We start from the raw sequence: 25,507 nt of genomic DNA on the forward strand, positions 1-25,507 counted from the left end.
TGGGGGTGGATCAGGCGACCGCCGGCTGGGCAGGGTTGTCCCCGCCATGCCGCGTCACCGCGAGAAGGAAGGCCGCGACCGCGCCGACGACGCCGGCCGCGCCCATGATCAGGAACGCGCCCTGCATCGCGCCCGTCTGGACGCGGAACAGCGACACCAGGAACGGACTGGAGAATTGCCCGAAGAAGAAGCAGGCGGTCCACACGCCCATGCCGCGCCCGCGATGTTCGAAGGGCAGCTTGGTCTGTGCCCAGGCGATCAGCGTCGGCACGGCCATGCCGGCGCCGGTCTGCTGCACGACCAGCCCCGCGACCATCCAGCGCCAGTCGGGCGCCAGCCCGATCATCGCCAGCCCGCCACCGATCAGCGACAGGAAGATGCCGAGTTGCACCACCGGACGCGCACGGCCGGTCGCCCAGAAGATCGCCGACCCGACCATGACGAACAGGCTGGGGATGAAGGTCAGCTTGCTCAGTTCCTGCGACGACTGGATGCCGACTTCGCGGAACGCCATGCCGCCGTTGATGATGAAGACATAATAGAGCGCCGACGCGAACAGCGTGACCGCGCCGATGATCGCGACCGATGCCGCCGGAAAGGGACTGCGCGCCGGTTCGGCGCCGATGCCCAGCATCTTGCGTGCGGTGGCGTCGCTGGTCGGCTCATACAGGAACTTGGCAGCGGCGAGGAACGTCGGGAAGGCGATCAGATAGATCAGGAAGATCCCGTTCCAGCGCAGGCCGGTAAGGAACCCCGACGCCAGGATGACGCCGCTGGCGAGGAACGGTCCGGCCAGCCCCTGCAGCGTCAGCCAGTTGCGCCGCCCCTTTTCATCCCAATAATCGCCGATCAGCGTATTCATCGTGGTCAGGATCGCGGCTTCGGCAATGCCCAGCAGGAGCCGCGAGGCGTAGATCGCATTCAGATCGTTCAGGAAGAACGGCGCCGTTCCGAACACCCCGAACAGCAATGTCGCCGCCAGCAGCAATTTGCGCCGGCCAAACCGGTCGACGAGGATCCCGGCGAACAGCGCGAAGATCGCGATGGTCAGCCCCGGCGCCGACACCATCGCCGGCACCTTCCACGCGGCGGTCGGCTCGGCGGCGAAATGGTCGATGATCGACGGGACCGCCGGGAACAGCGATACGATGGCGAGGATCGGCAGGAAGCCGGCGATGATGACGGTCAGCCCCTGCCCGATGCCCGGGCGGCGTAATCCCATCTGTCCTGTGTCGGCGGTCATCCGAATCCTCTCCCTAACCCATCGACCGGTTTGCCGGCTTAATTAGAACTTGCATTCTGATACGTGGTATCGCCATGACCTGCGACCCTGTCAAGCGAGGATCGATCTGATGGTAGCAAGAGCGGTTTCGGATCGGCTGACCGGCCGGCAGCGCACGCTGGCGTTCGCGACGGTGCTGGTGGCGTTCGTCATGGACGTGGTCGATTCGACGATCGTCAACACCGCCCTGCCCGCCATCCAGAACGGCCTCGGCGCGTCCGACCATGTGATGCAATGGGTGGTTTCGGGCTATTTCCTGACCTTTGCCGTGCTGCTGATCGTCGGCGGGCGGCTGGGCGACCTGTTCGGCTATGCGCGGATGTTCGTGGTGGGGGTGGTCGGGTTCACCGTCGCGTCGATGGCGTGCGGGCTGGCGACCGACGGCGCCTCGCTGGCGGTCGCGCGCCTCGCGCAAGGGGCCGCCGCGGCGGTGATGGCGCCGCAGGGTGTCGCCCTGATCCAGTTGCTCTACACGCCGACCGAACGCATCGCGCGGCTGGCGGCGTTCGGCGTCATCGGCGGGCTGGCGGCGATCGGCGGGCCGGTTCTAGGCGGGCTGCTGATCGAATGGAGTCCGTTGGGGCTCGGCTGGCGCAGCGTGTTCCTGATCAACCTGCCCTTCGGTATGCTGGCGCTGGTCGCCGGGCTGACCTTGCTGCCACCGGGCCGTTCGGGCCAAGCGCTGCGCCCGGACGTGCCGGGGTCGCTGCTGCTGTTCGCCGCGCTCGGCGCGCTGCTGCTGCCGCTGATCGAGGGGCGCGCGGCGGGATGGCCGTGGTGGACCGCCGCGCTGGGCCTTGCCAGCATCGCGCTGTGGTGGGGGTTCTGGCGCTACGAAGGCAGGCGGCGGGCGCGGCTCGGGTCCGCCCTGATCGAGCCGGCGCTGTTCTCCGATCGTAGCTTCCGCATCGGGCTGACCGCGACCATGGGGTTCGCCATCGCTTCGGGCGGCTTCCTGCTGACCTTCAGCCTGACGTTGCAGCGCGGCCTTGGCTATACGCCGATCGACGTCGCGTTGCTCCATATCCCCTTCGGTCTGGGGGTCATGGCGGGGATCAGCCAGATCGGACGCAAGGCGCTGCCCCGGCACGGGCGGCGCGTGCCGATCATCGGGGCGATCGTGATGGCGGCCGGCTGTCTTGCCACGGCGCTGGCGGTCCGGCTGGCGTTGTCCCCGGCGGGGATCGGTGCGTTGCTGCTGGTCGCCGGGATCGGCATGGGGAGCCTGAGCGGACCGCTGGGCCCGATCACGCTTGCCCGCGTCGATCGCAACCATGCCGGGGTGGCCGGCGCGATGCACAAGACGGTGCAGCAGATCGGCGGCGCGCTCGGCACCGCCGTGATCGCGACGGTGTATTTCATGGTCGCGGCAGGTGGCGCGGGCGAATGGATGCCGACGGCATTCCTGGTAACGTCCGGCATCGTCGCGTTCGACCTGGTGCTGCTGGCGCTGCTGCTGCGCGGCCTGCCCCGGCACCTCTTCGAACGGTAGATGCGGCGGGCAAGGAGGAGACGACCATGATCCATGTCTGCGCAACCTGCGGCACGTCGTACGAACGCGATGGCGGCCCGCCCGGGCATTGCGCGATCTGCACCGACGAACGCCAATATGTTCCCCGCTCCGGACAGCACTGGACCGACCGGGAACGGATCGCCGCGCGGCACAGCAACCAGTGGCGCGAACATCGGCCGGGCTTGTTCAGCATCGAAACGACGCCGCGCTTCGCCATCGGGCAGCGGGCGTTCCTGTTGACGTCGCCCGGCGGCAACATCCTGTGGGACTGTATCGCCAACCTCGATAGTGCCACGACACGGCTGATCACGGCGCTGGGCGGTCTTCACGCCATCGCCCTGTCCCATCCGCATTACTACACCACGATGCAGGACTGGGCGGCGGCGTTCGACGCTCCCGTCTTCGTGCATGCCGCCGACCGCGAATGGGTCATGCGGCCGAGTCCGTATCTTCGGTTCTGGGAGGGCGAAACGCTGGACTTGCCCGGCGACGTTCGGCTGCTTCGTCTGGGCGGCCACTTTCCCGGCGGGACGGTGCTGCACTGGCGGGGCGCGGACGATATGCTGCTGGCGGGAGACATTCTGCAGATCACGCCGGGCGGCGACGCGGTATCCTTCATGTGGAGCTATCCCAACATGCTGCCCCTGCCAGCCGCAACGGTCAGCGGGATCGCCGATCGTATCGCCGGGATCGATTTCGATCGGATGTACGGTGCGTTCGCGGGTCAGGACATCGAGACGGCGGCGAAGGCAATCGTGCTCCGCTCGGCAGGGCGATACGTGGCCTGCCTCGACCCGCACCGCTGATCCGATGTACCGTCGACACGGGTGCCGACTTCGGCAGATGCCGCCATCCCGCGGAGGCAGGTCGGCGCTAGTCCCCGGCTTGCAGCGCGGCGAACCCGGCGTCGAAGATCGTCAGCAGGCTTGATAATGCGTCGTCCATATCGTTCGACAGCACCTGCCCGCCCGACAGCGTATCGATGCGTCCGGTCTGGGCGATGCAGTGGGTCAGTGCCCCGGTCAGGTGATCGAAATAACGATACAGTACCTTGTCGGGTACGCTCGGCGCGGCGCGGCGCAGGTGGCCGATGAACCGCTGGACGATCGGATCGAAATTATCGCGCATGACCGCCGCGCCGCCGGCCCGCGACGAATTGATCGTGGCGGCGATCGCCGCAAAATCGGCCCAGCCCTGCCCGCGATTGAACGCCGTTTCGAACATCGGGCGCAGGAAGGTGTCGAGCGCATCGCGCACCGTGATCGCGTCGCCGCAGCGCGCCTCCATGCGGTCCATCGCCGCATGGCGTTCGCCGTTCAGGACGACCGCGCGACGTTCGAACATCTCGTGAAACACGGCTTCCTTGTCGCCGAAATAATAGCGTACCAGCGCCGCATCGACATCGGCCGCCGCCGCAATCGCCTTCAACGTCACGCCGTCCCGGCCATGCGCGGCGAACAGTCGCTCGGCCGCATCGAGGATCGTCCCGCGCGAGATCTGCCGTCGCTTCGCCTGCGGCGTTCGCCCGCCCATGTCGCTCTCCTCCCCGCGTTCCGTCACGACCTACCCGCAATCAGCCGGCCGGCGCACCCGAATTTTCTTCCTTCATGCAGGAAGAAATATTGACCGGCCTGCAATCGCGGGAGTAGTCCTTCAATCGACGACGCTATCGGGCGCGCGATGGAGAGGAGATAGGTATGGCGGCACATCCGATGGGAGGAATGGTTGTCCCTGCACGACGCTGCGGCGAAAGCGTGCGGCTGGTGCCCTATGTGGCCCAGTTCGACCGGCAGGACGCACTCGCCGCCCCGGAAAGCCTTTGTCGGTCGTCCGGCCTGACCGCGTCCCGCGCGATCGGCCGCCCTGCCATCGCCCGCTGACCATGCTCCAGAACAGCTACCGCCTGATCGCCGCATCGGCCGACCGCTTCGCCGGGCGGACCGCGCTCCGCTTCATTGCCTCGCCCGAGGGGGACGAGGTTGCAGCGTGGACCTACGCAGAGCTGGTGGGGCGCATTACCGCCTTCGCCAATGGTCTCCACCTGCTCGGCGTCGACCGGACCAGCGTGGTCGCCTTTGCCCTGCCCAACCTTTCCGAAACGCATGTCGCCCTGTGGGGAGCGGAGGCGGTCGGGATCGCCCTTCCGCTCAACCCCGCGCTGGGTGTCGCAACGCTGGCGGCCATCCTGCGTGAAGCGGGCGCAAGCGTGCTGGTCACGCAGGCGTCCGCCATCACCCCTTCGCCCAGCGAACTCGAGGCAGTCCTGTCGGCCGTGCCGTCGCTCAGCCACCTGATCCTGGTCGACAGTCCCGCGTCGGCGGTGTGCGCGGGGACGGTCGCCGTTCATGACTTCGATGCGCTTTGCACTGCATCGGACCGGGACCGGCTGCGGTTCGCAGACGCGCGGTCGAGCGACGATTCCTCGTGGTTCTGCACCGGCGGCACGACCGGCCTGCCCAAGATCGCCCGGCGCAGCCATGCCAACGAACTGGCCAATGTCGCGCAGATCGCGACCGCCGTTACCGGCCTGCTCGGCGAAGGCGATGCGATGCTGAGCGGCCTGCCGATGTTCCATGTCAATGCGGCGATGGTGTCGGGCCTGCTGCCCTTCGCGATCGGGGGCGAGGTGGTGTTGGCGACCGCGATGGGGTTTCGCACGCCAGGGCTGCTCGCCGGCTTCTGGCCGCTGGTCGATCGCTTCGGCATTACCAGCTTCAGTGCGGTGCCGACCCTGCTGTCGGCGCTGGCGCAGATTCCCAAGCCCGAGGGTGCCGCCGCATCGCTGCGCTTCGCGATCTGCGGCGCGGCACCGCTGTCGGCGGCGCAGCATGCCGTGGCGGAGCGTGCGCTCGGCGTGCCGGTCCTCGAAGGCTATGGCCTGACCGAGGGGACGTGCGCGACCAGCCTCAATCCGGCGGACGATCGCCGGCCGGGGTCGATCGGCCGCGTGCTGCCGGGACAGCGTGCCCGGCCGATGATCCTCGACGACGATGGCCGCTGGGTGCGCGATGCGGCGGTCGGCGAGGTCGGCGCGCTGGCGATATCGGGCGACAATGTGTTCATAGGCTACCGGTCGGTAGCGCATGACCGGGGGATATGGATCGACCATCCCGATGGTCGACGCTGGCTGAACACCGGCGATCTCGCACGGATCGATGCCGACGGCTATCTGTGGCTGACCGGCCGGGCCAAGGACCTGATCATCCGCGGCGGCCACAATATCGACCCGGCGGTGATCGAGGAGGCGCTGAGCGGCCATCCCGCCGTCCTGCTGGCCGCCGCCGTCGGTCGCCCCGATGCCCATGCCGGCGAGGTGCCGGTCGCCTTCGTCCAGCTTCGCCCCGATGCGATGGTCGACGAAGCGGCGCTGCTGGCCTTTGCCGAAGCGGCGATCGACGAACGCGCGGCCCGGCCGAAGGGGGTGCGGATCCTGCCGGCCCTGCCGCTGACCGCCGTCGGCAAGATCTTCAAACCGGAACTGCGGCGGTTGGCGGCGGAGGAAGCGAACTGAGCGAACGGATCAGGCCGGCCGGGAGCCGCGGCGCCCGGTGCGAGAATCTCCGCGGTCATCGGGCGTCGCCTTCCCCCAGCCTGTCTCAGTTCCAGCGGCGCTCCCGCAGCGTCACATAGGTCACCGGGCCGAGATCGCTCGCCGACCGCCCGACCGCAAAGCCATAGCGACCGCCGCGCAACACCCACGCGCCATCGCGCCGGTCGGCGAGGATGCGCGGCTCGATCGCGATATCCAGCGTTCGCGCCTCGCCGGGCTGGAGCATCGCCTGCGCAAAGCCGGCGAGGCGACGGGTCGTCCCGCCGGGGGTCGAGACCAGATAGAGCTGCGGCACGTCGCGTCCCGCCCGCGTACCGGTGTTGCGCACGGTCAGCCGCGCCCGTGGCTTGGTGCCCGCGGTGACCGCCGGTGCCGAATGGTCGAAGCTGGTATAGCTCAGCCCATGACCGAAGGCGTAGAGCGGCGCCCGCCCCGTGCGCGCATGCCAGCGATAGCCGACATCGGCGCCCTCGATGTCGTAGTCGATCGGGAACCGCTGGCCGGCGGCATCGGCCTTGGCAAAGGCGGCGTCGCTGTCGCCGGCATAGGGCAGTTCCGGGCGCGGCAGGTCGGCGGTCGACGCCGGGAAGCTCACCGGCAACCGGCCCGACGGATTGGTATCGCCGAACAGCACCCCGGCGATCGCCTCGCCCCCACGGATGCCCGGATACCAGGCCTCGACCACCGCCGGCGTCCGCTCCAGCCACGGCATCAGCACCGGTCCCCCGGTCTCGAGCACGACGATCGTCCTGGGGTTCGCGGCGGCGACGGCGGCGATCAGCGCGTCCTGCCCCTCGGGCAGCGACAGGTCGGGCACGTCCGCCCCCTCCCGCATCCACTGCGTCGCGAACACGATCGCGATCTCGGCGGTACGCGCGGCGGCGACGGCGTCGGTCAGGTAGCGGCCGTCGCGATAGGTAACGCTGGCACTAGGCGCGAGCGCGCGGATCGCGGCCATGGGCGACGACGGGGCGTAGGTCTGGTTATTGTACTTGGCGAGCGGCCCTTCGCCGCCCATCGGGATCGATACGGCGGGGCCACCAACGGCCTCCACCTGGGTCGATCCGCCGCCCGACAGTACGCCCGCATCGGCATGGCCGCCGATGATCGCGATCGACTTCACCGACTTCGACAGCGGCAGCAGAGCGTTCTGGTTGCGCAGCAGGACGATGGCTTCGTCGGCGACCGCGCGCGCGACCGCCGCATTGGCGGCGAAGTCGATCGGCGCCTTGACCGGCGGGTTCCGGTCGAGCCCGACCGCGTAGATCGAACGGAGGATGCGCCGGTTCATGTCGCGCACCCGCGCGGCATAAGCGGGATCGCGCGCCGCCGCCGCGGCCAGCGGCGCGGCCAGCCAGCGCCCTTTGTCGATCTGCGCGCCCGATTGCTGGTCGAGGCCCGCCAGCGCGAAGTCGGTCGCGCGGACCGCACCCCAGTCGGACATGACGAAGCCGGGATAGCGCCAGTCGCGCTTCAGGACCTGGTTGAGGAGGTAATTGCTGCCACACGCCTGCGCGCCGTTGACGCGGTTGTACGCGCACATGACCGCACCCGGTCGCCCTTCCTCGATCGCGATCTGGAACGCCAGCAGGTCGCTCATGCGAAAGGCGTCGTCGCCGATCACGCTGTCGACCACATGGCGGCCGCTTTCCTGCGCGTTGAGCGCGAAATGCTTGACGGTGGCGAGGACATGGCGCGACTGGATACCCGCGACCGCCGCTCCGCCGAGCAGGCCGGAATGGAGCGGATCCTCGCCCATATATTCGAACGTACGGCCGTTGCGCGGGTCGCGGATCAGGTTGATCCCGCCGCCCAGCAACGTATTGAAGCCCTTGGCGCGCGCCTCGTCGGCGATCATCGCGCCGCCGCGCCGCATCAGATCGGCGTTCCACGTCGCGCCCATCGCCATGCCGGAGGGCAGCGCGGTCGCACCGTCCCCGCGCAACCCGGCGATATAGGACACGCCCAGGCTGGCATCGGTTTCGAACAGCGCGGGTACGCCGAGCCGGGGGATGCCCGACACATAACCGGCCCCGGTCACCGCCTCCGGCGGGATCACGACGCCCGGGATCAGCGGGATCGCCCAGAGGCCGTGCGTCAGCACCGTCCGCTCGTCCTGGCGCATCTGCGCCTCGGTCGCCGCCGCGCGGGCGTCGGCGTCGTCCTTCGTCTGGCCCATCGCGGGCGTGCAGCCGAACACCAGCGCCGCCGCCAATATGGGTCGGATCGTCATCATTCCTCTCCCGATCGCCAGTTTGCGATCGGACGAGGCTACACGACTTTCATAAACGTGCAAGCATGCACGTAGGTTTACAGCTTGGCCATATCCTCGAAACGGCCGCTCGGGACTGCCTGGTCGATTAGGCGGGAAAATAGCGCCACGGCATTCTCCATGCCCTGCGGATCGCCGATGAAGGTCCGCCCCATCGTCATCCCGCGAACCGCCCATACGACCAGGCGGATCGCCGACATGTCGAGCTGCTTGCCACCGATGGTCTGCAGGAAGTTGGCGGCACCGGTGCGTTCGACTTCGGCCTGCATCGGCAAGACGAGCGCGGCGAGTTCCGGATCGCTGCGCGACGCGACGAGGATTTCCATCACCGCCACGCCCGAAGGCCGGGAGAACACGTCCCACAGCAGCGCCGGCCAGTCCGCGACGCGCGAACCGGTGTGCGCCTGTTCCATCAGTTCGCGGAAGATGCGCGTTTCCTGCTCGAACACCCAATGGACGACTTCGGCCATGAAGGCGGCGCGGGTGGTGAAGTGATGGGTGATCGCCCCGCGACTGACCCCCGCCTCATCGGCGATCGACGCGTTGTTGGCGCCGGCATAGCCCAGTCGATCGATCGTCTGCACGGCGGCGGCGAACAGTGCGGCACGGGTATCGGCGGTACGCTGTTCCTGCGTGCGGCGGACGGGCTTGGTCGGGGTGGAAGGCTCGGCAGTCGTCATGGTCATGGTCTAGGTCAGCTTTGCACGGGAAGCGATACCGGGAGCGACAAGTCTAGCTGACCCGGTCGATCCCGTATCGATCCCGCCTGCCCGCGCGATCGCGCCATAGGCCAGGGCGGACGGCTTGATCTGCCGCCTCTGGGTGGCACGGTCGACGCCGATGAGCCCGAACTTCGGTCCATAGCCCGACAACCATTCGAAATTGTCGAGCAGCGACCAATAGAAATAGCCGCGCACGTCGACCCCGTCCGCCATCGCGCCGTGCAACGCGCCGAGCGCTTCCTTCACGAACGCCGCCCGCCGTGCGTCGTCGATGCCCGCATAGCCGCTCTCGGTGACGATGATCGGGGTATTCGTCCGCTGCCAGACATAGCGGCAGACGGCCGCCAGCGCATCGGGTCGGTCCTCATAGCCCATGATCGTCACCGGTTCACCGGCGCGCGGGCCATGGGTGCCGTCCGCGCGGGACGTGATGCGGGTATAGGTCTGCACGCCGATGAAGTCGTCTCCCGCAACCCGGTCGAGAAACGGATCGACCATCGTGGCAAGTCGTGCGTCGCGGATGTGTTCCGCGCCGGGCTCCGCCTGTTCGTCCTGCAGCGCCAGGGTAATGCCGACCTGCACCTCCGGCATGACCGACTTAATCGCGTCGCGACCCGCCGCATGCGCGGCGAGGCCTTTGCCGAGCAATGCCTCAGGCGGCGTGAACAGGAAATTGCCCCTCATCGGTCCGCCCAGCGCCGCCTCCGCCGCGCGCTGTCGTTCCGCGCCGGCCTCGCCCGCCAGCAGCACCTGCGCCACATGGCGGATGACCAGCGGAACGTTCAGCTCGTTGATGGTGCATACGACGACCAGTCCGCGCAGGTGCCGGGTCACCCGGTCGCAATAGCGCGCGAACAGCGCCGGAAAACGATCGCTGGTCATGCCGCCGGCGCGTGCCAGCCAGAGCGGGACCGTGAAATGATGGAAGGTCACGACCGGCGTGATGCCACGGCGGTGACACGCATCGATGCAGCGCTGATAATGATCGAGCGCCGGGCGGGCGAACACCCCCTCCTCCGGCTCGATCCGCGCCCATTCGATCCCGAAGCGATAGGCCTTCAGACCGATCGCGGCGAGGAGGGCCATGTCGTCGTCGAAGCGGTTCCACTGGTCGACCGCATCGCCGGAGGGTTCCGCGAACAGCGACGGCCGGGCGTGTTCCAGCGCCCAGCAATCGCTGTTCCGGTTGTTGCCTTCGACCTGATGGCCGGCGGTTGCCGAACCCCACAGGAAATCGACCGGAAAGGATCGTGTCGCGACCGGCACGCCTGCGCCTCCCGCCTCTTCGGAAAAAGGCGTCGATGCGTCCCAGCGGGAGCACCGACGCCCAGGGGAGGATTCAGAAGCGCCACTCGAACGCCGCGCCGATCCGGCGGAATGCGTTGTCGGGCAACGACTGGACATATTGCCCCGCCGAGAAGTTGCCCGGAAAGATCGCGGCGGCATAACGCTGGTCGAACAGGTTGCGCACGAACACGCTGACCCGCGCCCGGCCATCGACATCGCCGATCCCGACGGTCGCATTGACCACCGAAAAGCCGGGCTGGATCGTGTTGGGATCGTTGATCGCGTAATAGAAGCTGCTGCGATACCGCCAGTCGGCATTGGCGAAGAGACGCAGCGCATCGCCGACCGGCTGATCGACGCTGGCCGCCAGGCTCGTCGTCCATTTCGACGCACCGACCAGCGGCGATCCGGCGGCGTTGAAGCTCGGCCCCGGCAGCGAACATCCCTGCGCCGCCGTTTGCCCGAAGTAACAGGCGACGTTGTAATCGCCATATTCGGTGTCGAGATAGGTGACGCCGCCCGTCAGGCTGAACCCGCGCGCCGGGCGCACAGTCGCCTCCGCCTCGACCCCGCGCGTCTTCAGCGTGCTGGCATTGCCGGTGCGGAAACTGCCAAGACCACCGTTCAGCGCTGGATCGAACACCTGCGCCTGGAAATCGCGGAAGTCGTTGATGAACCCTGCGATGTTCAGGCTGAGCCGACGGTCGAGCAGGTCGGCCTTCACGCCCACTTCATAGGCATCGACCTTTTCCGGATCGACCGCGAACGCGACCCCGGCCGCCGAACTGATCGCCGGTCCTTTGTAGCCACGGGTATAGGTCGCGTAGAGATTGGCCGTGCCGATCGCATATTCGATCCCGGCCCGGCCCGAAAAGCCGGCGACGCCCCGCGCGGCGGTGATCGGCGCGGCCAGCGTGCCGACGCAGTTGCGCCCACCGCTCAACAGGAAGGTAACCAGGTTGCACACCCCGGCGACCCGCGTGACGGTGGTCGTCGAATCGATCTCGTCGCGGGTGTAGCGGCCACCGGCGATCAGGCGCAGTTCCGGCGTCAGGTTGAAGGTCAGCTGCGCGAAGGCGGCATAGCTCTTCGTATCGTAATCGAAATTCGACTGGCCGTTGACCGGCGACAAGCGGACCGGCGTGCTCGCCGGGAATACCCCGAACGTCCCGGCCTGCAGGATCTGCGCTTCGATATGCTGCCGGAAATAATAGAGGCCGGCGGTATAGTCGACGAAGCCGCGATCGTTGTTGTTGAAGCGCAGCTCCTGTGAAAACTGGTTCGACTGCGAATTGGCGATGTTGGTGTCGAAGAACGGGATCGGCGTCTGGTCGACATCGTTGTTCGCGCGCGCCGTCAGGTCGCGATAGGCGGTGACCGATGTGATCGCGACGGCCCCGGCATCGTAGGACGCGATGAACTGCGCGCCGAAACTGCGTTCGTCGCGCACCACATCGTTGCTGCCGATCGCGGTCCGGTTGTTCGTCGGCGACGCGACGACGCCGCGCGCAGCATTCTGCACGCGAACGAAGTTGGCGGGCGCCAGCGGACGCAGCACGGCGGGGATCGGGGTCGGGTCGTTGCCGCCGAACTTGCGGATCGTCGAATAGGCCTCGATCCCGCTGTTCTTCTGGTAATCGGCGATCGCGTACAGGCTCAACCGGTCGGTCGGTTCCCAGAGCAGCTTGGCCGTGCCGAACCAGCGGCGGACGGGATCGAGCCGGCCCGGCCCAACCAGTTCCGTCACCGGTCGCTGGTATTGATAGCCACCGACGACGCGCAGCGCGGCATTCTGCCCCAGCGGCAGATTGACCACCGCCTGCGACTGCACCTGATCGCGCTCGCCGACCTGGACCCGCCCGCTCGACCCGAGCTTGCCGAGTTCGGGACGCGCGGTCGTGATCGAGATAAGGCCGGCGGTGGTGTTCTTGCCGAACAGCAGGCCCTGCGGTCCGCGCAGCACCTCCACCCGTTCGACATCGGCCAGCGAATTGAGCGGCACGAAGCGGGGGAGCGTGATGTTGACGTCGTCCACGGCAATGCCGACCGCCGATTCAATGCCATAGTCGAACGAGTTGGTGCCGACGCCGCGGATCGCGAAATTGGGCACGCCGGGCGTCGCGGTAAAGTTCAGACTGGGCGCGCGCTGGGTGATGTCGGCCAGCTGGTTCGCGCCGGTTTCGCGGATCGACGCGCCGTCGACGACCGTAATAGCGATCGGAACGTCGCGCAGACGCTCGCTGCGGCGCTGCGCCGTGACGATGATCTCGCCCGTGCTATCGTCGGACGCATCCTGCAGCGCGGTTGCGGGATCGGACGGCGACGCCGCCTGCCCTTGGGCCTGCGCGGCACCGGAAACGGCGACCAGACTGGCGCCGGCCAGCAAAATCCAACCCCTCATCATTCCCTCTCCCAACGCCGTCATCCGCGGCCTGAGAAGCACGCTGCCACCCAACAAACATACTGTCAAGCATGCACGTATGTTACAAATAGGTGTGGGCTTTTGTCGGTTTCGGATTGGACTATGTGATGTTCTCGAAGCGCCGGTTCTATCGGCGCGACCGGTCGGCAGGCACCAGTCGCCGAAACTGGTGCCTGCCAAGGTCTATTTTTACGCGATACCTGATCAGCCGGTCGTCTTGATCCGCGACCCATCCGCGTTCAGCCCAAGGTCCTTCAACAACGGACCGACCTGCGGATCGGCGCCGTTGAAGTTGCGGAACATCGTAGCGTAATCCTCGGTATGCCCCTTCGACAGGATCATGTCGCGGAAGCGCTGCCCGTTGGCGCGGGTCATCCCGCCATGTTCCTCGAACCAGTTGAACGCGTTCGCGCTCAGCATCTTCGTCCAGCTATAGGCGTAATAGCCGGCCGAATAGCCGTTGCCCCAGATGTGCAGGAAATAGGTCGAGCGATAGCGCGGCGGCACGTTGGCGATGTCGAGTCCGGTGGCGGCCAGCGCCTGTGCCTCGAACGCATCGGGGTTCTGCTTGCCCTGCACCGCACTCAGCGAATGCCAGCTCATGTCCATCTCGGCCGCGGCCAGCGCTTCGCCGAACGAATAGCCCGAATTGAACGTCGCGGCGCGCTTGATCTTGTCCACCAGCGCCTGCGGGATCACCTGCCCGGTGCGATAATTGACCGCGTAGTTCGGCAGCACCTTGGGATCGAGTGCCCAATGTTCGTTGAACTGCGACGGGAATTCGACGAAGTCGCGCGCCGTATTGGTGCCCGAGATGCTTGGATAGGTCTGGTTCGCGAACAGGCCATGCAACGCGTGGCCGAATTCGTGGAACATCGTGGTCACGTCGTCGAAGCTGATGAGCCCGGGCTGTCCCGCCGCCGGCTTGGTGAAGTTGGAGACGTTGTAGATCACCGGCTTGGTGCCGAGCAGCTTCGACTGGTTGACGAAGTTCGACATCCACGCGCCGCCATTCTTGTTGTCGCGCTTCCAGAAATCGAAATACATCAGGCCGACGGACGCGCCGTTCGCTTCGTTCACTTCATAGACCATGACGTCGGGGTGATAGACCGGCAGGTCGGTGCGGCGCTTGAACGTCACGCCGTACAGCTGGTTGGCGGCATAGAAGACGCCGTCGGTCAGGACCTTGTTGATCTCGAAATAGGGCTTCAGCTCGTCCTGGTTCAGGTCGTATTTCGCCTTGCGGACCTGTTCCGAATAAAAATCCCAATCCCATGGTTTCAGTTCGAAATTGCCGCCGGTCGCCTTGATCTGCGCCTGCAGCTCCGCCGCCTCGCGACGCTGTTCGGCGGCGACCGGGGTACCCAGCTGCTGCATGAACCCCAGCGCGGTCTTCGGCGTCTTCGCCATCTGGTCCTGCAACACGTAATCGGCCCAGGTCGCAAAGCCGATCAGCTTCGCCTTCTGCGCGCGCAGCAGCGCGATATCCGCGATCGTCGCGCGCGTGTCGTTTGCATCGCCCTTCGCCGCCCGCGTCCAGCTGGCCTTGAACAGTGCCTCGCGCGTCGCCCGGTCCTTGAGAGTCGCCAGTTCGGGCTGTTGCGTCGTGTTCTGCAACGTCAGCACATATTTGCCGGCCAGCCCGCGATCCTTGGCCGCAGCGGCCGCGGCGGCGATCTCGCCCTCGGACAATCCGGCGAGCTTTGCCTTGTCGTCGACCACCAGTGCGCCGGCCTTCGCCGCCGCCAGCAGCTTTTGCTGGAACGCCGTCTCCAGCGTCGAGAGCTGACCATTGTACCGGCTGAGCGTCGCCTTGTCGGCCGGCGACAGCTGCGCACCGGCCCGGACCATCCCCTGATAGGTCAGGGTCAGCACCTGCAGCTGTTCGGCGTCGAGGCCCAGCGTCCGGCGCTGGTCGTACAGCGTCTTCACCCGCGCAAAAAGTGCCGGATCGAGGTTGATCGCATCCTGATGCGCGGCGAACACCGGCGCCAGGTCGGCCTGCGTCTGTTGCAGCGTGTCGTCGGTATTCGCCCCGACGACGCCATAGAATGCCAGGCTGGCACGTTCGAGCAGGCGTCCCGACCGCTCCATCGCGGCGATGGTGTTTTCGAACGTCGGCGCGCTACGCGCCCGGGTGATCGCATTGATCTCCGCCCGCTGTGCCGCCATCCCGGCGAGCAGCGCGGGTTTGTAATCGGTGCTCTTGATCCGGTCGAACGGCGGCGCTTCGAACGGCAAGGTGCTGGCCTTCGCGAAGGGGCTGGACGCCGGCAGCGCGGTAGCGGGCGTCGCCGAAGGCGCAGTGCCTTGCGCGAGTACCGTGGACGACATGAGCAGAAGCAAGGCGGCGGAGGCGAAATGACGCATCGAAGGTCCCATCAATCGAATATGCCCGCGGTGTGCACCCGGCGCGGCGTCGGATCAATGGGGTGGCAGGCAGTTGATGCTCCGGCTAAGGTGGATAAGCCGGTTTAGCGGCAACGGGCGCATTGGACGATAGGGCAAACGCCTGCCCATCCGGCCTCCGTGATGCTCTGAAGATTGCGACCGACGGGAGGACGCTTCGGCCCTCCCGTGGCCGGGTTCAGCGGCGACCGCGCAGGCTGTTCAGCACCGCCATGACGGCGACCCCGGCAAATGCGGCGCTGGTCCACGGCCGCGCCTTGGCGAAGTTCGTCGCCTTCTGCGTGATCGGGGCGTCGCCGGCAAAATGCTCCCGGAATGCGTCGGTCAGGCCGGTCTTGGGGTTGCTTTCGGTGACAGTCGTGGGGTCGGTCATGGAAACTCCGTCGATGCGCGAAAATGCGCGTCGTGCCGAAACGAGCGACGTGCCATAGCGCTCCCTCGCCAACGGCACGGTCGCGTCAGGTCGCGCGGATCGCGCGACCGAAGCCGGACTCCGGTCCTAGAAGTTGAACCGGATCCCGGCGCGATAGGTCCGCCCGAGCGTGTCGTAGAGCGCCGGGTTCACGTCGAGCCCGGTATTGGTCTGCGGCGACGGGGTCGGATCATTGTCCGCCACATTGTCGATCTTGCCGTACAGGACGGCATTGTCGGTAATCTTGAACGACGCGCCGAGGTCGAGATAGAATTCGCCCTTCATCTTGTTGAAATTGACCGTGTTGTAGTTGCCGGTCGAAACCGGGCAGTTCGTCTGGCAGACGACATAGTTGTTATTGAACACGCCATCCGAGAACCAGCGTTCCTGCACCGTCAACGTGAAGCGGCCGCTGTCATAGGTTTGCGTCGCCAGCCATTTCCAGTCGGGGATGGCGCCGCTGTTCGCGCCGGCATCGTCCCGCTTGGCGACGCCCGCGATCCCGGCATCGACGATGAAATCGCGGACATGGGTGCCGAGCGCCCGGACGGTGAAGTTGCCCGGCAGGCCCAGCGGCTGCCGCCATTGGTAGCTCGCCTCGAGATTGAAGCCGCTCGTCTTCCACGATGCCAGGTTGAACGGCTGGACATTGACGAAATTGCTGCCCTGCGGCCCGTCGAGCTGGAACCCGCCGCAGAAGGTCTGGTCGCCTTCGAAGCAGAAGCGCACGATCTGATCGGGCGAGAGGCTGGAGACGACGCCGCTCAGCTTGATCTGGTAGTAATCTACCGACAGGCTCAGCCCCGGCAGCCACGACGGCCGTGAATAGACGATGCCCAGTTCGGTATCGCGCGCGGTTTCAGGCTTCAGATTGGGGTTGCCGACCGTGTTCTGGAACACCTGCACCGCGACGTTGCGGAACGGATCGTTGAAGCTCGGCAGCGTGGTGACGGTCGGCGCGGCGAACAGTTCCGACAGGTTGGGCGCACGGACGTCGCGCGACGTCACCGCGCGCAACGTCAGGCCGTCGAGCGGCGTGTTCCACGTACCGCCGACCTTCCACGCCCAGATGGTCCCCGAGGTGCTGTAATCGGTCAGGCGCGCGGCGGCGTTCAGGTTGGCGCGCCCGGCGGCGTCGCTGTCGAACAGCGGCAGATCGACTTCGACGAACCCTTCGAGAACGTCGTACTTGCCGGTGCCGTTCTTATAGTTGCCGGCCGCCCAGTTGCTGCCCTGCGCCGAATTCAGCAGCGGGTCGGCGGGATAGAGGGCATTGTTCGGGCTGACCGCCGCGACTCCGGCGCCATAGGCGTCACCGCGCACCCGATAATATTCGCGGCGATATTCGCCACCGAATGCGACCGACAGCGGCCCGGCCCACAGGTCGACCGGCTGGCCGGAGAAGTTCAGGCTGACGACATCCTGCTTCAACGTCGTGCGCTGGAGCGGCCCCGCCTGCGGCATGATATAGTCGAGCGCCGCCTGGCTCGGCCGAAAATTGCCGAAGATGTTGATCGGCTGGCACCCCAGCGCGCGGGCGCGTTCGTCGGCGCAGACGATCGCGCCGTTCAGCACCACCGCATTGGTCGCGGCGACATAGCGGGGCTGGAGCACGATGCGGTCGACATCGATCGCGACCTTGGTCGTGCCGTGCTGATAATAGGCGTCATAGGTCCAGCCGGTGCCGGCCAGGTCGACCTTGCCCTTGGCGCCCACGACAAAGCGATACTGGTCGCGGTCGGTCTGGACCAGCTGGTTGGGCAGCTGCCCATTGCTCGACCCGAAGTTGAACGACGTGATCCCGGCAGCGGCACAGCGATCGCGGATCAGCTGCGGCAGGAACGGGTTGGCGCACTGCACGGTCAGATTGGGACGGTTATAGCCCGGGCTGGGCTGGTTGCTGGTCTGCACCTGCGCGATGTTGACGGTCGCATAGACCTCGTTGGTCGCGTCGAGGTCGTAGCCGATCCGGCCATAACCGTTGATCCGTTCCAGCTTGGACTTGAGCGACGCGCTCGACCCCGGCGCACCCGACAGGTCGCCACCGACGCAAAAGCTGTTGCCCGGATAGCAGTTCGACACGCGACCATTGCCCAGCGGCACGCCGCCCGAACCATAGTTGAAATTGACCGGCGTCCCGTTCGCGTCGAACGCAATCCCCTGTAGCGGGCCATTGTTGATCAGGCCGTATTTCGCGTACTGATAGGGTTGCGCGAAATCGGAATAGATGAACTGCGGCCCGGGTCCGTTGGTGATGCCGGTGTTGAGCAAGGTCGAGGCGCGATGCCAGTCGCGACGACCGGCCAGGTCGATGCCGTAATTGCCAGGCCCCACCCCGCCCTCATTATCATATTCGCCGCTGACGATCAGGTGCAGCCGGTCGCCGAACAGCGACGTGCCATAGGCGGCCTGCACCAGCGCGGTCTCGTCATCGCCATAGGTGGTGATGCTGCCCAGCACATTGGCCTTGAACCCCTTGAACCGGGTATCGGTGATGAAGTTCACCACGCCGCCGACCGCATCCGAGCCATAGGACGCCGATGCACCGCCATTGACGATGTCGACCCGCTTCACGAGCAGCTGCGGGAACATGCTGATGTCGGGCACGCCGGTGACGTTGGCACCAACGACGCGCTGCCCGTCGAGCAGGGTCAGCGTCCGGATCGGCTGCAGGCCGCGCAGCGAGAAGGAGCTGAGGCCCTGCGTCCCGCTCGACGTGCTGAACGTGCCGGTCGATGCGCCGGTCGATCCCTGCAGCGAGGGCAACTGCTGGATGGTGTTGAAGATGTTGGGCTGGGCGTTGTTGGCGATCTGCTCCTCGCCGATCACGGTGGTCGGCGTCGGCGCATTGAAGCCGTTGGCGACGATGCGGCTTCCGGTGACCACGATCTCGGACGAATCCCGGTCCTGATCGGCAGCGGGAGCCTCCTGCGGCGCAGCCGTCGCGACATTCGCACTATCCTGTGCGACGGCCGGCGATGTGCCGAGGACGAAGGCCAGTGCGAACAGGCTCGTCGCAGTTCCCAGGCGACGGTGATCCGGCGAGAAACGATACATGATCCAACCCCCAAGCTCATGGCCGGTCCGTCAACTTTTCAGCAGCAGACCGTTGAATCAGATGTAGCGGATACTGTTCGCGCTAACATCTACGACCATGGTCTTGGGTATTGGCAATCAGCTGTCGTCAGGGACGGGCAGAGTAAAGCGCATGGTGGGTCAGGATGTACAGTGTCCGCTTATCCTCTCCCCCAAACAATAGCTGGAGCGGACGGTCGGGAACGTCGATGCGGCCTACCTCGACACCTGCGGCGTCATAGACGAACACTTGCCCATTCGCGACATAGACGCGGCCATCGGGACCGGCCGCCACGCTCTCCCCGCCGCGCGGGGCGAAGGGTTTGAGGTCGCTGACCGCCCCGCCCGCGCCCAGCAAACCGCTATAGGTGCGGTTCTCCGACGCGTTGATGACGTGGATCCGGTCGCCGACCTTGCCGGTGATCCAGCCATAGGTGTCGAGCAGGTCGGAGAAACGCCAGCCGAGATGGTTGGCCGGCCCCTGCTGCCACACGCGCCAGGCGGGCAGGACCAAGCTGCCGTCCGGCGAGACATATTCGCGGGGCTTGGGTGCGGCCATGTCACGCGCGAACATTTCGGGCAGCGTCGTGAAATGGTCGCGCGCCGGATCATATTGGTCGCGGAACTCGCCATTGTTCCAGAAGCTGCCGGGCAGCGCGACGCGGGCGCTGCGTCCGCCCCGTGCAGCTGTCGGAGCGATCGGGCGAACCGCGTTCGGCGTCTTGGGATCGATCGCATAGACCGTGGTTTCGGGTCCATCCGACGACATCACCAGCAGGTCGCTCGACCCGTCCACCGCCAGATTGATCGCGTCCAGCGGCGCGTCTGCGACGACCGACAGCCGGTCCCGGTCGCTCCAGCCATGAATGCGCTGGAACTGGCGGTCGATGAAATACAGCTTGCCACTCTGGTCCACCGCGCCGCCACCGATCGAATAGAATCCGTCCGCCAGCTTGCTGACCGGCGCCATCGTCGCTGTGGTCGGGATCGTCCCGGTCGCATCGGAGATATCGAGCACCGCGAATTCGCGCTCCCGCACGCTTCCGCCGCGCGTCACGTCGGTCAGTGCATTCTCGTAAGGGAATTTGCTCGCCCGCAAATAGGTGCCGCAGCCATTGTCGTCGCAGGTCGCAAAGCCGCTTTCCGCGTTCACATGGACGTTGCGGAAGCGGATATCGGTCGACCCGTACAGCTTGACCGCCGCCGGGGCGGGCTGGATCGATCGGGTGACGCGATAGCCGTGGAAATTGGCAAACAGGATGTTGCGCGAATTGCGCACCTCCAGCGCGACGGCATTGCGGCTCTCGCCCGCTTCCTCCTCGGTCTGGGGTGCATAGAAATTCCAGTTGCGCACGCCATCGAGCACGATCTCGGCACGGGCGTGATGCTCGGCTGACATTTCGTACACATGGCCCGGCGTGCTGGTGTTCGACACGTACAGCCCGGCATGGGCATAGGTATTGGGCGTCCACAGCCCGTTGAAGGTGCCGCCGCCATTGTCGGTGACCCACAGGCTGGAAAACTGCCCGTCCCACCGCTTGGTCACATCGGCGTCGGCGGTATGGTTGGGGTTATAAGGTTCGAACCGGCTGCCATCGGCCAGCGTGGTGCCGTGCCCGCCCTGGAACTTCACATCGTCGACCAGCGAACGTTCGCCCGCCCGCCACAGCATCGCGGTCGCGCGTGGATTGACGCCGCCGGTGAACAGCCCGACGCCGCTGACGATCGCATCGCCGCCCTTCGCACTTTCGATCAGCGCCTTGGGCGAGCCGACGTCGCGGTAGTTCGGCAGGTCGTCGGGCAGCACGATCTGGGTCAGCCCGGGATGCAGGCCGATCAACACGGTATCGGGGCGGAGCTTCAGCGTATGGGTGACGCGGTAGAAGCCGGCGGGGAAATAGAGCACGCGGTTGCGGTCGATTGCCCGCTGGATCGCCTGCGTATCGTCGGCCGTGTTGTCGCCCTTCACGCCCAGCGTGCGGACATCGACCCAGCTCGACACCGGCGGCAGCGCGCGGATCGCCGGGTCGCGACGCTTGGGCAGGCTGGTGATCGGGGCAGCGTCGAAGCGCGTCTGGTAGCTGCCCGGCTGGTTCAGGCCGTCGACGGTCAAGCCATGGGTGAACTCGCCCACGCGGTAGCGCGCCCCCTTCCCCGCCACCGTGCGGCCGCTGTCGCGAAACCGGGCGAAGGTCGGCGTATTGCTGGCCAGCGCGCCGGCAAATCCGATCTGGGTGAAGACGCTGCCTTCGTTGCTGATGACGACACCGGCCTGCGACACATTTTCGAACCGGACGTCGCTGCCCCACAGGCGGTCGCTATGGCCCCGGTCGATGTCGATGCCGACCGGCGTATTGCGGATCAGCGTGTTGACGAGAGTGAAGCTGGCGTCATGTTCGCGGATCGCCGCATCACGCTGTCCGTCGAAGGTCGAATCGAGCAGCGTGTACTGCCATGCCGGCGACGTCTTTTCGGCGAGGATGCCATAACGCCCGCCGAAGAAGCGTAGGTCCATGCCCAGATTGCCGACCTGATACACCCCGGCCAGCGCCGAGCCGAGGCGGAAGTCGATATGCGCCAGATAGGTGTGCTGGGCGGTATGTTGCCGTACGCCGGTCGCCGCCGGATTACCCTCGCCGATCTCGAAATCGACGTTCGACAGCGCGGAATAGAAGGTGCCCGAATTGGCGTCGGCGATGCTGGCGTCGAACGGCACGCTGTTCGGCGGCGGCACCGGGACGGTCGGCGTGCCCTTGATCGGATTGCCCCAATTGTCGAGCGTCACCCCGCGCGGATTGTTGCCGGCGAACAGCACCATCGTGCCGACGCCGCGCTGGAAGCCGGGCGTATTGGCCGCGAGCATCAGCACCGGCCGCGTTCGTCCCACGCCGAACACGCGCACGCCCGGCCAGATGAACAGCGTGCGGGTGATGCGGTATTTGCCGGCGGGCAGGAACACGATCCCGCCGCCGGGCTTCGCCGACGCGGTATCGATCGCCTGTTGGAGCGCGGCGCTGTCGTCGGCGACGCCATCGCCCTTCGCCCGAACCGTGACGGCGCGGGGATCGTTCGGCGCACTCTGAAACACCGATGGTCCCCGCGTCGGCTGGGCGATGGCGGCTGCACCGACGGGCAGCGCGGCGAGCATGACGCCGCTCCAGATCGAGAATGCCAGTCTGCCCATCGAAACTTCCTTTCCGCTCTATCATTATCGGCCTTAGCACTGCACAGCGCCTGCGTGACCGCGACCAAGGTCGTGGTGGTCAGCACGCGCCGAAGCGGGCAGCACGCACGAACGAACCCGGCCGGGTCGCCAGCAAGGACGAATCACCTGTCATCGCCCCCGCCCCGCGTTGCCCTGCGCCATAGTGCCATCATCGTCATGGGCGTGTGCGGTTGCGGCAAGTCGACGCTGATGCGCAAGCTCGCGGATCGGCTGAACTGCGTGGGGTTCGAAGGGGATGCGTTCCACGGTGAGGCGAACGTCGCCAAGATGCGCGCCGGCCATCCGCTCGACGATGCCGATCGCTGGCCGTGGCTCGACCGGCTCGGCAGCGCGATCGGCGATGCGGTGCGCAGCGAGGGACAGGCGGTCGCGGCGTGTTCGGCGCTGAAGCGGAGCTATCGCGAGCGGCTGGAACAGGCGGCGGGGGTGCCGCTGCTGTTCGTGCTGCTCGACGGCGAGCGGGCCGATTTCGCGGAGCGGCTTGGGCGGCGCAAGGGGCATTATATGCCGCCCAGCCTGCTCGACAGCCAGCTTGCCACGCTGGAACGGCCTGCGGTTGACGAGAGGGCGGTGGTGCTGCCCTGTTCGTGGCCGGTCAGGCGGCTGCGTGATGCGGTGCTGGGTCGGGTGCGGAGCGAGGCTGCGATCTAACGTTCGATCCAGACGTCACCCCAGCGAAGGTTGGGGTCCCGCTTGCTGCGGCGGGCGGAGAAGAAGCGGGACCCCGGGTCAAGCCCGGGGTGACGTTGGGGTCGGGCGGTTCGATCCCCCCTACGGCATCAACCGCTTGCGCCCCTGCGACAGGTGCCAGCGCATCGCCAGGGCGGCACCGTCGCCGTCCTGCGTGCGGATCGCGTCGACGATAGCGTCATGCTCCTCCATCATCGCCTCGATCACGTGCGGCGGACGGGCGCGGGAAATGTCGACGCCGGCGCGCAGGATGCGCATCACGCCTTCCTGCAACTGGTCGAAGATCGCGACGAAGGCGTCGTTGCCGGTCGCCTCCGAAATGGCGCGGTGAAGCTGCCAGTCCTCTTCATGCGCCGGCGCGCTCGACAGCAACGCGCCGCGTAGTGCCGCCAGCCGCTTCTCGATCACTTCGAGGTCGTGGTGCGACCGCCGCTGCGCCGCCAGCCGTGCCGCCTCCGCCTCGACCACGAAGCGCACCTCATAGGTGCCGAGCGTCGCGGCCAGTCCGTCGAGCGGGACATGCGCGCCCAGCCGCTCGGACGGGCGCCGCTTCACATAGGAACCGGCGCCGCGCCGCGCCTCGGTGATGCCATCAGCGGCAAGGCGGACCAGCGCCTCGCGCACGATGGTGCGCGACATGCCGAACATTTCCGCCAGCCGCGCCTCGGACGGCAGCCGGTCGCCGGGGGCGAGGTCGTCCTCGTCGATGATGCGGACGATCGCCGTATAGGCGCGATCCGCCAGTCGTTCCCCCGTCACGCGCTTCCGTATCTCCATTGCATCCGGTCAGACGATGTAGCTCAACCCTGCGACCATGATGAGTCCAGCGACCGAAATCACGGTCTCCAGCAAGGACCAGGTGCGGAACGTATCAGCGGTGCTGGTGCCCATATAGCCCTTCACCAGCCAGAAGCCCGGATCGTTGACATGGCTGAAGAACACCGACCCCGCGCCGATCGCCAGCACGACCAGTTCGGGCGAGGCGCCCGAGGCGGCGACGACGCCCGGCATCACGCCGACCGCGGTGATGGTGGCGACCGTCGCCGACCCTGCCGCCAGGCGGATGCCGACCGCGACCAGCCATCCGAGCAGCAGCGGCGAGATCGGGTACATCATTACCAGTCGCGCGAGCAGGTCGGACAGGCCGGCGCTGACCAGCACTTGCTTCAATGCCCCGCCCGCCCCGATCGCCAGCAGGATCGCGCCGGCCGCACCCATGGTTTCGTGCCAGATCGATTCTTGGATCGCCGCTTCGCTCAACCGCCGCCCGAACAGCACCGGCAGCGCGACGAGGTTGGCGATCAGTAGCGCCAGCACCGGGTTCGCCGCCGCCGCAAGGATCGCCGAATCCACAAGCGCCGGGACCAGCTTGGCCAGTTCGCCGCTGGCGATCAGCACGATCGGCAGCAGCACGATGAACAGCGCACTGGCGCGCGACGGGGTGACCAGATCGGTCACCGGGTTGCTCAGTACCGGTTCGGTCAGCCGGATGCCGGGTGTGACGAACCGGGCCAGCACCGGGCCGGCGAGGATCGCGATCGGAATGGCGATCGCCACGCCATAGAGCATGGTCAGGCCGAGATTGGCGCCCAGCGCCTCGACCGCAAGCAGCGGTCCGGGATGCGGCGGCACCAGCGCATGGACGACGCCCAACCCCGCAAGCGCCGGCATGATGAGCCGCAGCTTCGCCGCATCGCGCTCCTCCGCCGTCGCTCCGCTCGCCATTTCCTTGGCGGCGGCGACCACGATCGGCAGCAGCAGCACCAGTCCCGTTTCGAAGAACAGCGGCAGGCCGATGACGATGGCGATGCCCAGCGTCGCCCATGGCGCGGCGCGCGGGCCGGTGAGACGCAGCGCACTGGTCGCCAGCGCCGATGCCGCGCCCGACAGATGCAGCATCGCACCGAGCGACAGGCCGAGCGCCACCACCAGCCCGGTGCCGCCGATGATATCGCCGACGCCCTTCTGAACCGCCTTCGCCGTGTCGATCAGCGGCAGTCCGGCAAACAGGCCGACGGCGAAGGCGCCGCACAACAGGCCGATAAAAGGATGCAGCCGGCCACGCACGATCAGGATGATCGCCAGCGCGATCCCGGCGATTGCCGCCACCGCCAGCCGCAGGTCGTCGCCACCCGTCATTCCGCCCCTCCACGCACATTCCGCTGCGTCATCACACCCTCCCCATGGCCCTCGCTGTTGCGCGAGTTGTCCAACAGATCAAACCGACTTCATTGAAAAAACCGCTTGAACAAAGCAGTTATAGTCAGACATACTCAAACCTGTCCAACCGATTCCGGACCAACCGGAACGTAATGGCAGGATCTTCCGGCGGCTTTGCCCGCGCGTCAGATCCGTATGACGAGGGAGAGAGAGCAATGAAAGGGCAGCAATGGTAGCGCTCGCAACCGCACAGCCATCGGCACGCGACGTCGGCACCCGGGTGCGACTGACACCGACCGAGGCAAAGGTGCTCCACGGCGTCCGTTCCGGACAGTTCAACAAGCAGATCGCACACGACCTGGGCATCGCCGAGGCGACGGTGAAGGCGCACATGACCGCGCTGATGCGCAAGCTGAACGTGCAGAACCGCACACAGGTGGCGATCGCGGCACAATCGCTGGTGCCGCACACCGCCTGACCCCTGCCC

18 protein-coding genes are annotated in these 25,507 nt (G+C 66.7%); 6 read left to right on the forward strand and 12 right to left on the reverse strand.

All coding sequences use genetic code 11. The features are described from left to right. Nucleotides 1-10: 10 nt before the first annotated feature. Nucleotides 11-1,243: an MFS transporter gene (locus tag AVT10_RS11845; RefSeq protein ID WP_084401655.1), complete on the reverse strand. Its 1,233-nt coding sequence runs from the start codon at nucleotides 1,241-1,243 to the stop codon at nucleotides 11-13. Nucleotides 1,244-1,352: 109 nt separating this feature from the next. Between AVT10_RS11845 and AVT10_RS11850 the strand changes: the two genes are divergently transcribed. Together AVT10_RS11850 and AVT10_RS11855 are read left to right on the forward strand one after the other, a co-directional pair. After that, complete coding sequence (locus AVT10_RS11850) at nucleotides 1,353-2,774, forward strand: MFS transporter (RefSeq protein ID WP_066691571.1); 1,422 nt, start codon at nucleotides 1,353-1,355, stop codon at nucleotides 2,772-2,774. A gap of 26 nt (nucleotides 2,775-2,800) precedes the next feature. Beyond that, the gene (locus AVT10_RS11855) at nucleotides 2,801-3,601 is read left to right on the forward strand and encodes an MBL fold metallo-hydrolase (protein ID WP_066691578.1); all 801 of its coding nucleotides are present in this window, start codon (nucleotides 2,801-2,803) and stop codon (nucleotides 3,599-3,601) included. Nucleotides 3,602-3,668: 67 nt separating this feature from the next. Here the strand turns inward: AVT10_RS11855 and AVT10_RS11860 are convergent, their stop codons facing one another. Then, a complete protein-coding gene (locus tag AVT10_RS11860) occupies nucleotides 3,669-4,328 on the reverse strand; it encodes a TetR/AcrR family transcriptional regulator (RefSeq protein WP_066691581.1) in 660 nt (219 codons plus the stop codon). 188 nt (nucleotides 4,329-4,516) lie between these two features. Between AVT10_RS11860 and AVT10_RS18580 the strand changes: the two genes are divergently transcribed. Both AVT10_RS18580 and AVT10_RS11865 read left to right on the forward strand, forming a co-directional pair. After that, on the forward strand, nucleotides 4,517-4,675 hold the full coding sequence (locus AVT10_RS18580) for a hypothetical protein (protein ID WP_198158577.1): 159 nt from the start codon (nucleotides 4,517-4,519) through the stop codon (nucleotides 4,673-4,675). Nucleotides 4,676-4,677: 2 nt separating this feature from the next. After that, the gene (locus AVT10_RS11865; protein WP_066691583.1) at nucleotides 4,678-6,306 is read left to right on the forward strand and encodes an acyl-CoA synthetase; all 1,629 of its coding nucleotides are present in this window, start codon (nucleotides 4,678-4,680) and stop codon (nucleotides 6,304-6,306) included. A gap of 85 nt (nucleotides 6,307-6,391) precedes the next feature. Here the strand turns inward: AVT10_RS11865 and AVT10_RS11870 are convergent, their stop codons facing one another. The 8 genes from AVT10_RS11870 to AVT10_RS11905 form a co-directional block, all read right to left on the reverse strand. Further along, on the reverse strand, nucleotides 6,392-8,578 hold the full coding sequence (locus AVT10_RS11870) for a beta-glucosidase (protein ID WP_232308004.1): 2,187 nt from the start codon (nucleotides 8,576-8,578) through the stop codon (nucleotides 6,392-6,394). A 77-nt stretch (nucleotides 8,579-8,655) separates the two neighbouring features. Next, a complete protein-coding gene (locus AVT10_RS11875) occupies nucleotides 8,656-9,297 on the reverse strand; it encodes a TetR/AcrR family transcriptional regulator (RefSeq protein ID WP_198158578.1) in 642 nt (213 codons plus the stop codon). A gap of 9 nt (nucleotides 9,298-9,306) precedes the next feature. Next, nucleotides 9,307-10,605: a glycoside hydrolase family 1 protein gene (locus AVT10_RS11880; protein ID WP_198158579.1), complete on the reverse strand. Its 1,299-nt coding sequence runs from the start codon at nucleotides 10,603-10,605 to the stop codon at nucleotides 9,307-9,309. A 73-nt stretch (nucleotides 10,606-10,678) separates the two neighbouring features. Then, nucleotides 10,679-13,027: a TonB-dependent receptor gene (locus tag AVT10_RS11885; RefSeq protein ID WP_198158580.1), complete on the reverse strand. Its 2,349-nt coding sequence runs from the start codon at nucleotides 13,025-13,027 to the stop codon at nucleotides 10,679-10,681. 225 nt (nucleotides 13,028-13,252) lie between these two features. Then, entirely contained in the window at nucleotides 13,253-15,382 is a 2,130-nt protein-coding gene (locus AVT10_RS11890; protein WP_232308005.1) for a M3 family metallopeptidase, read from the reverse strand. Between the two features lie 253 nt (nucleotides 15,383-15,635). After that, a complete protein-coding gene (locus AVT10_RS11895) occupies nucleotides 15,636-15,830 on the reverse strand; it encodes a hypothetical protein (protein WP_066691596.1) in 195 nt (64 codons plus the stop codon). Nucleotides 15,831-15,956: 126 nt separating this feature from the next. Beyond that, nucleotides 15,957-18,926 carry a TonB-dependent receptor plug domain-containing protein gene (locus tag AVT10_RS11900; protein ID WP_066691602.1) on the reverse strand — a complete coding sequence of 990 codons (2,970 nt, stop codon included), beginning with the start codon at nucleotides 18,924-18,926 and terminating at the stop codon, nucleotides 15,957-15,959. A 127-nt stretch (nucleotides 18,927-19,053) separates the two neighbouring features. After that, a complete protein-coding gene (locus AVT10_RS11905; protein ID WP_420038508.1) occupies nucleotides 19,054-22,128 on the reverse strand; it encodes a glycosyl hydrolase family 28-related protein in 3,075 nt (1,024 codons plus the stop codon). Between the two features lie 231 nt (nucleotides 22,129-22,359). On the opposite strand from AVT10_RS11905, the gene AVT10_RS11910 reads away from it, so the two are divergent. Further along, the gene (locus tag AVT10_RS11910) at nucleotides 22,360-22,821 is read left to right on the forward strand and encodes a gluconokinase (RefSeq protein ID WP_232308006.1); all 462 of its coding nucleotides are present in this window, start codon (nucleotides 22,360-22,362) and stop codon (nucleotides 22,819-22,821) included. A gap of 120 nt (nucleotides 22,822-22,941) precedes the next feature. Here the strand turns inward: AVT10_RS11910 and AVT10_RS11915 are convergent, their stop codons facing one another. Both AVT10_RS11915 and AVT10_RS11920 read right to left on the reverse strand, forming a co-directional pair. Then, nucleotides 22,942-23,619 (reverse strand): FadR/GntR family transcriptional regulator, encoded by a 678-nt coding sequence (locus AVT10_RS11915; RefSeq protein WP_066691660.1) that lies wholly within the window; start codon nucleotides 23,617-23,619, stop codon nucleotides 22,942-22,944. A gap of 27 nt (nucleotides 23,620-23,646) precedes the next feature. Then, complete coding sequence (locus tag AVT10_RS11920; RefSeq protein WP_066691608.1) at nucleotides 23,647-24,999, reverse strand: GntT/GntP/DsdX family permease; 1,353 nt, start codon at nucleotides 24,997-24,999, stop codon at nucleotides 23,647-23,649. Between the two features lie 250 nt (nucleotides 25,000-25,249). On the opposite strand from AVT10_RS11920, the gene AVT10_RS11925 reads away from it, so the two are divergent. Beyond that, entirely contained in the window at nucleotides 25,250-25,498 is a 249-nt protein-coding gene (locus AVT10_RS11925) for a response regulator transcription factor (protein WP_066691611.1), read from the forward strand. Nucleotides 25,499-25,507 lie beyond the last annotated feature (9 nt).

The sequence above is a fragment of the Sphingomonas hankookensis genome (assembly GCF_001619955.1).
Lineage (GTDB): Bacteria > Pseudomonadota > Alphaproteobacteria > Sphingomonadales > Sphingomonadaceae > Sphingomonas > Sphingomonas hankookensis_A.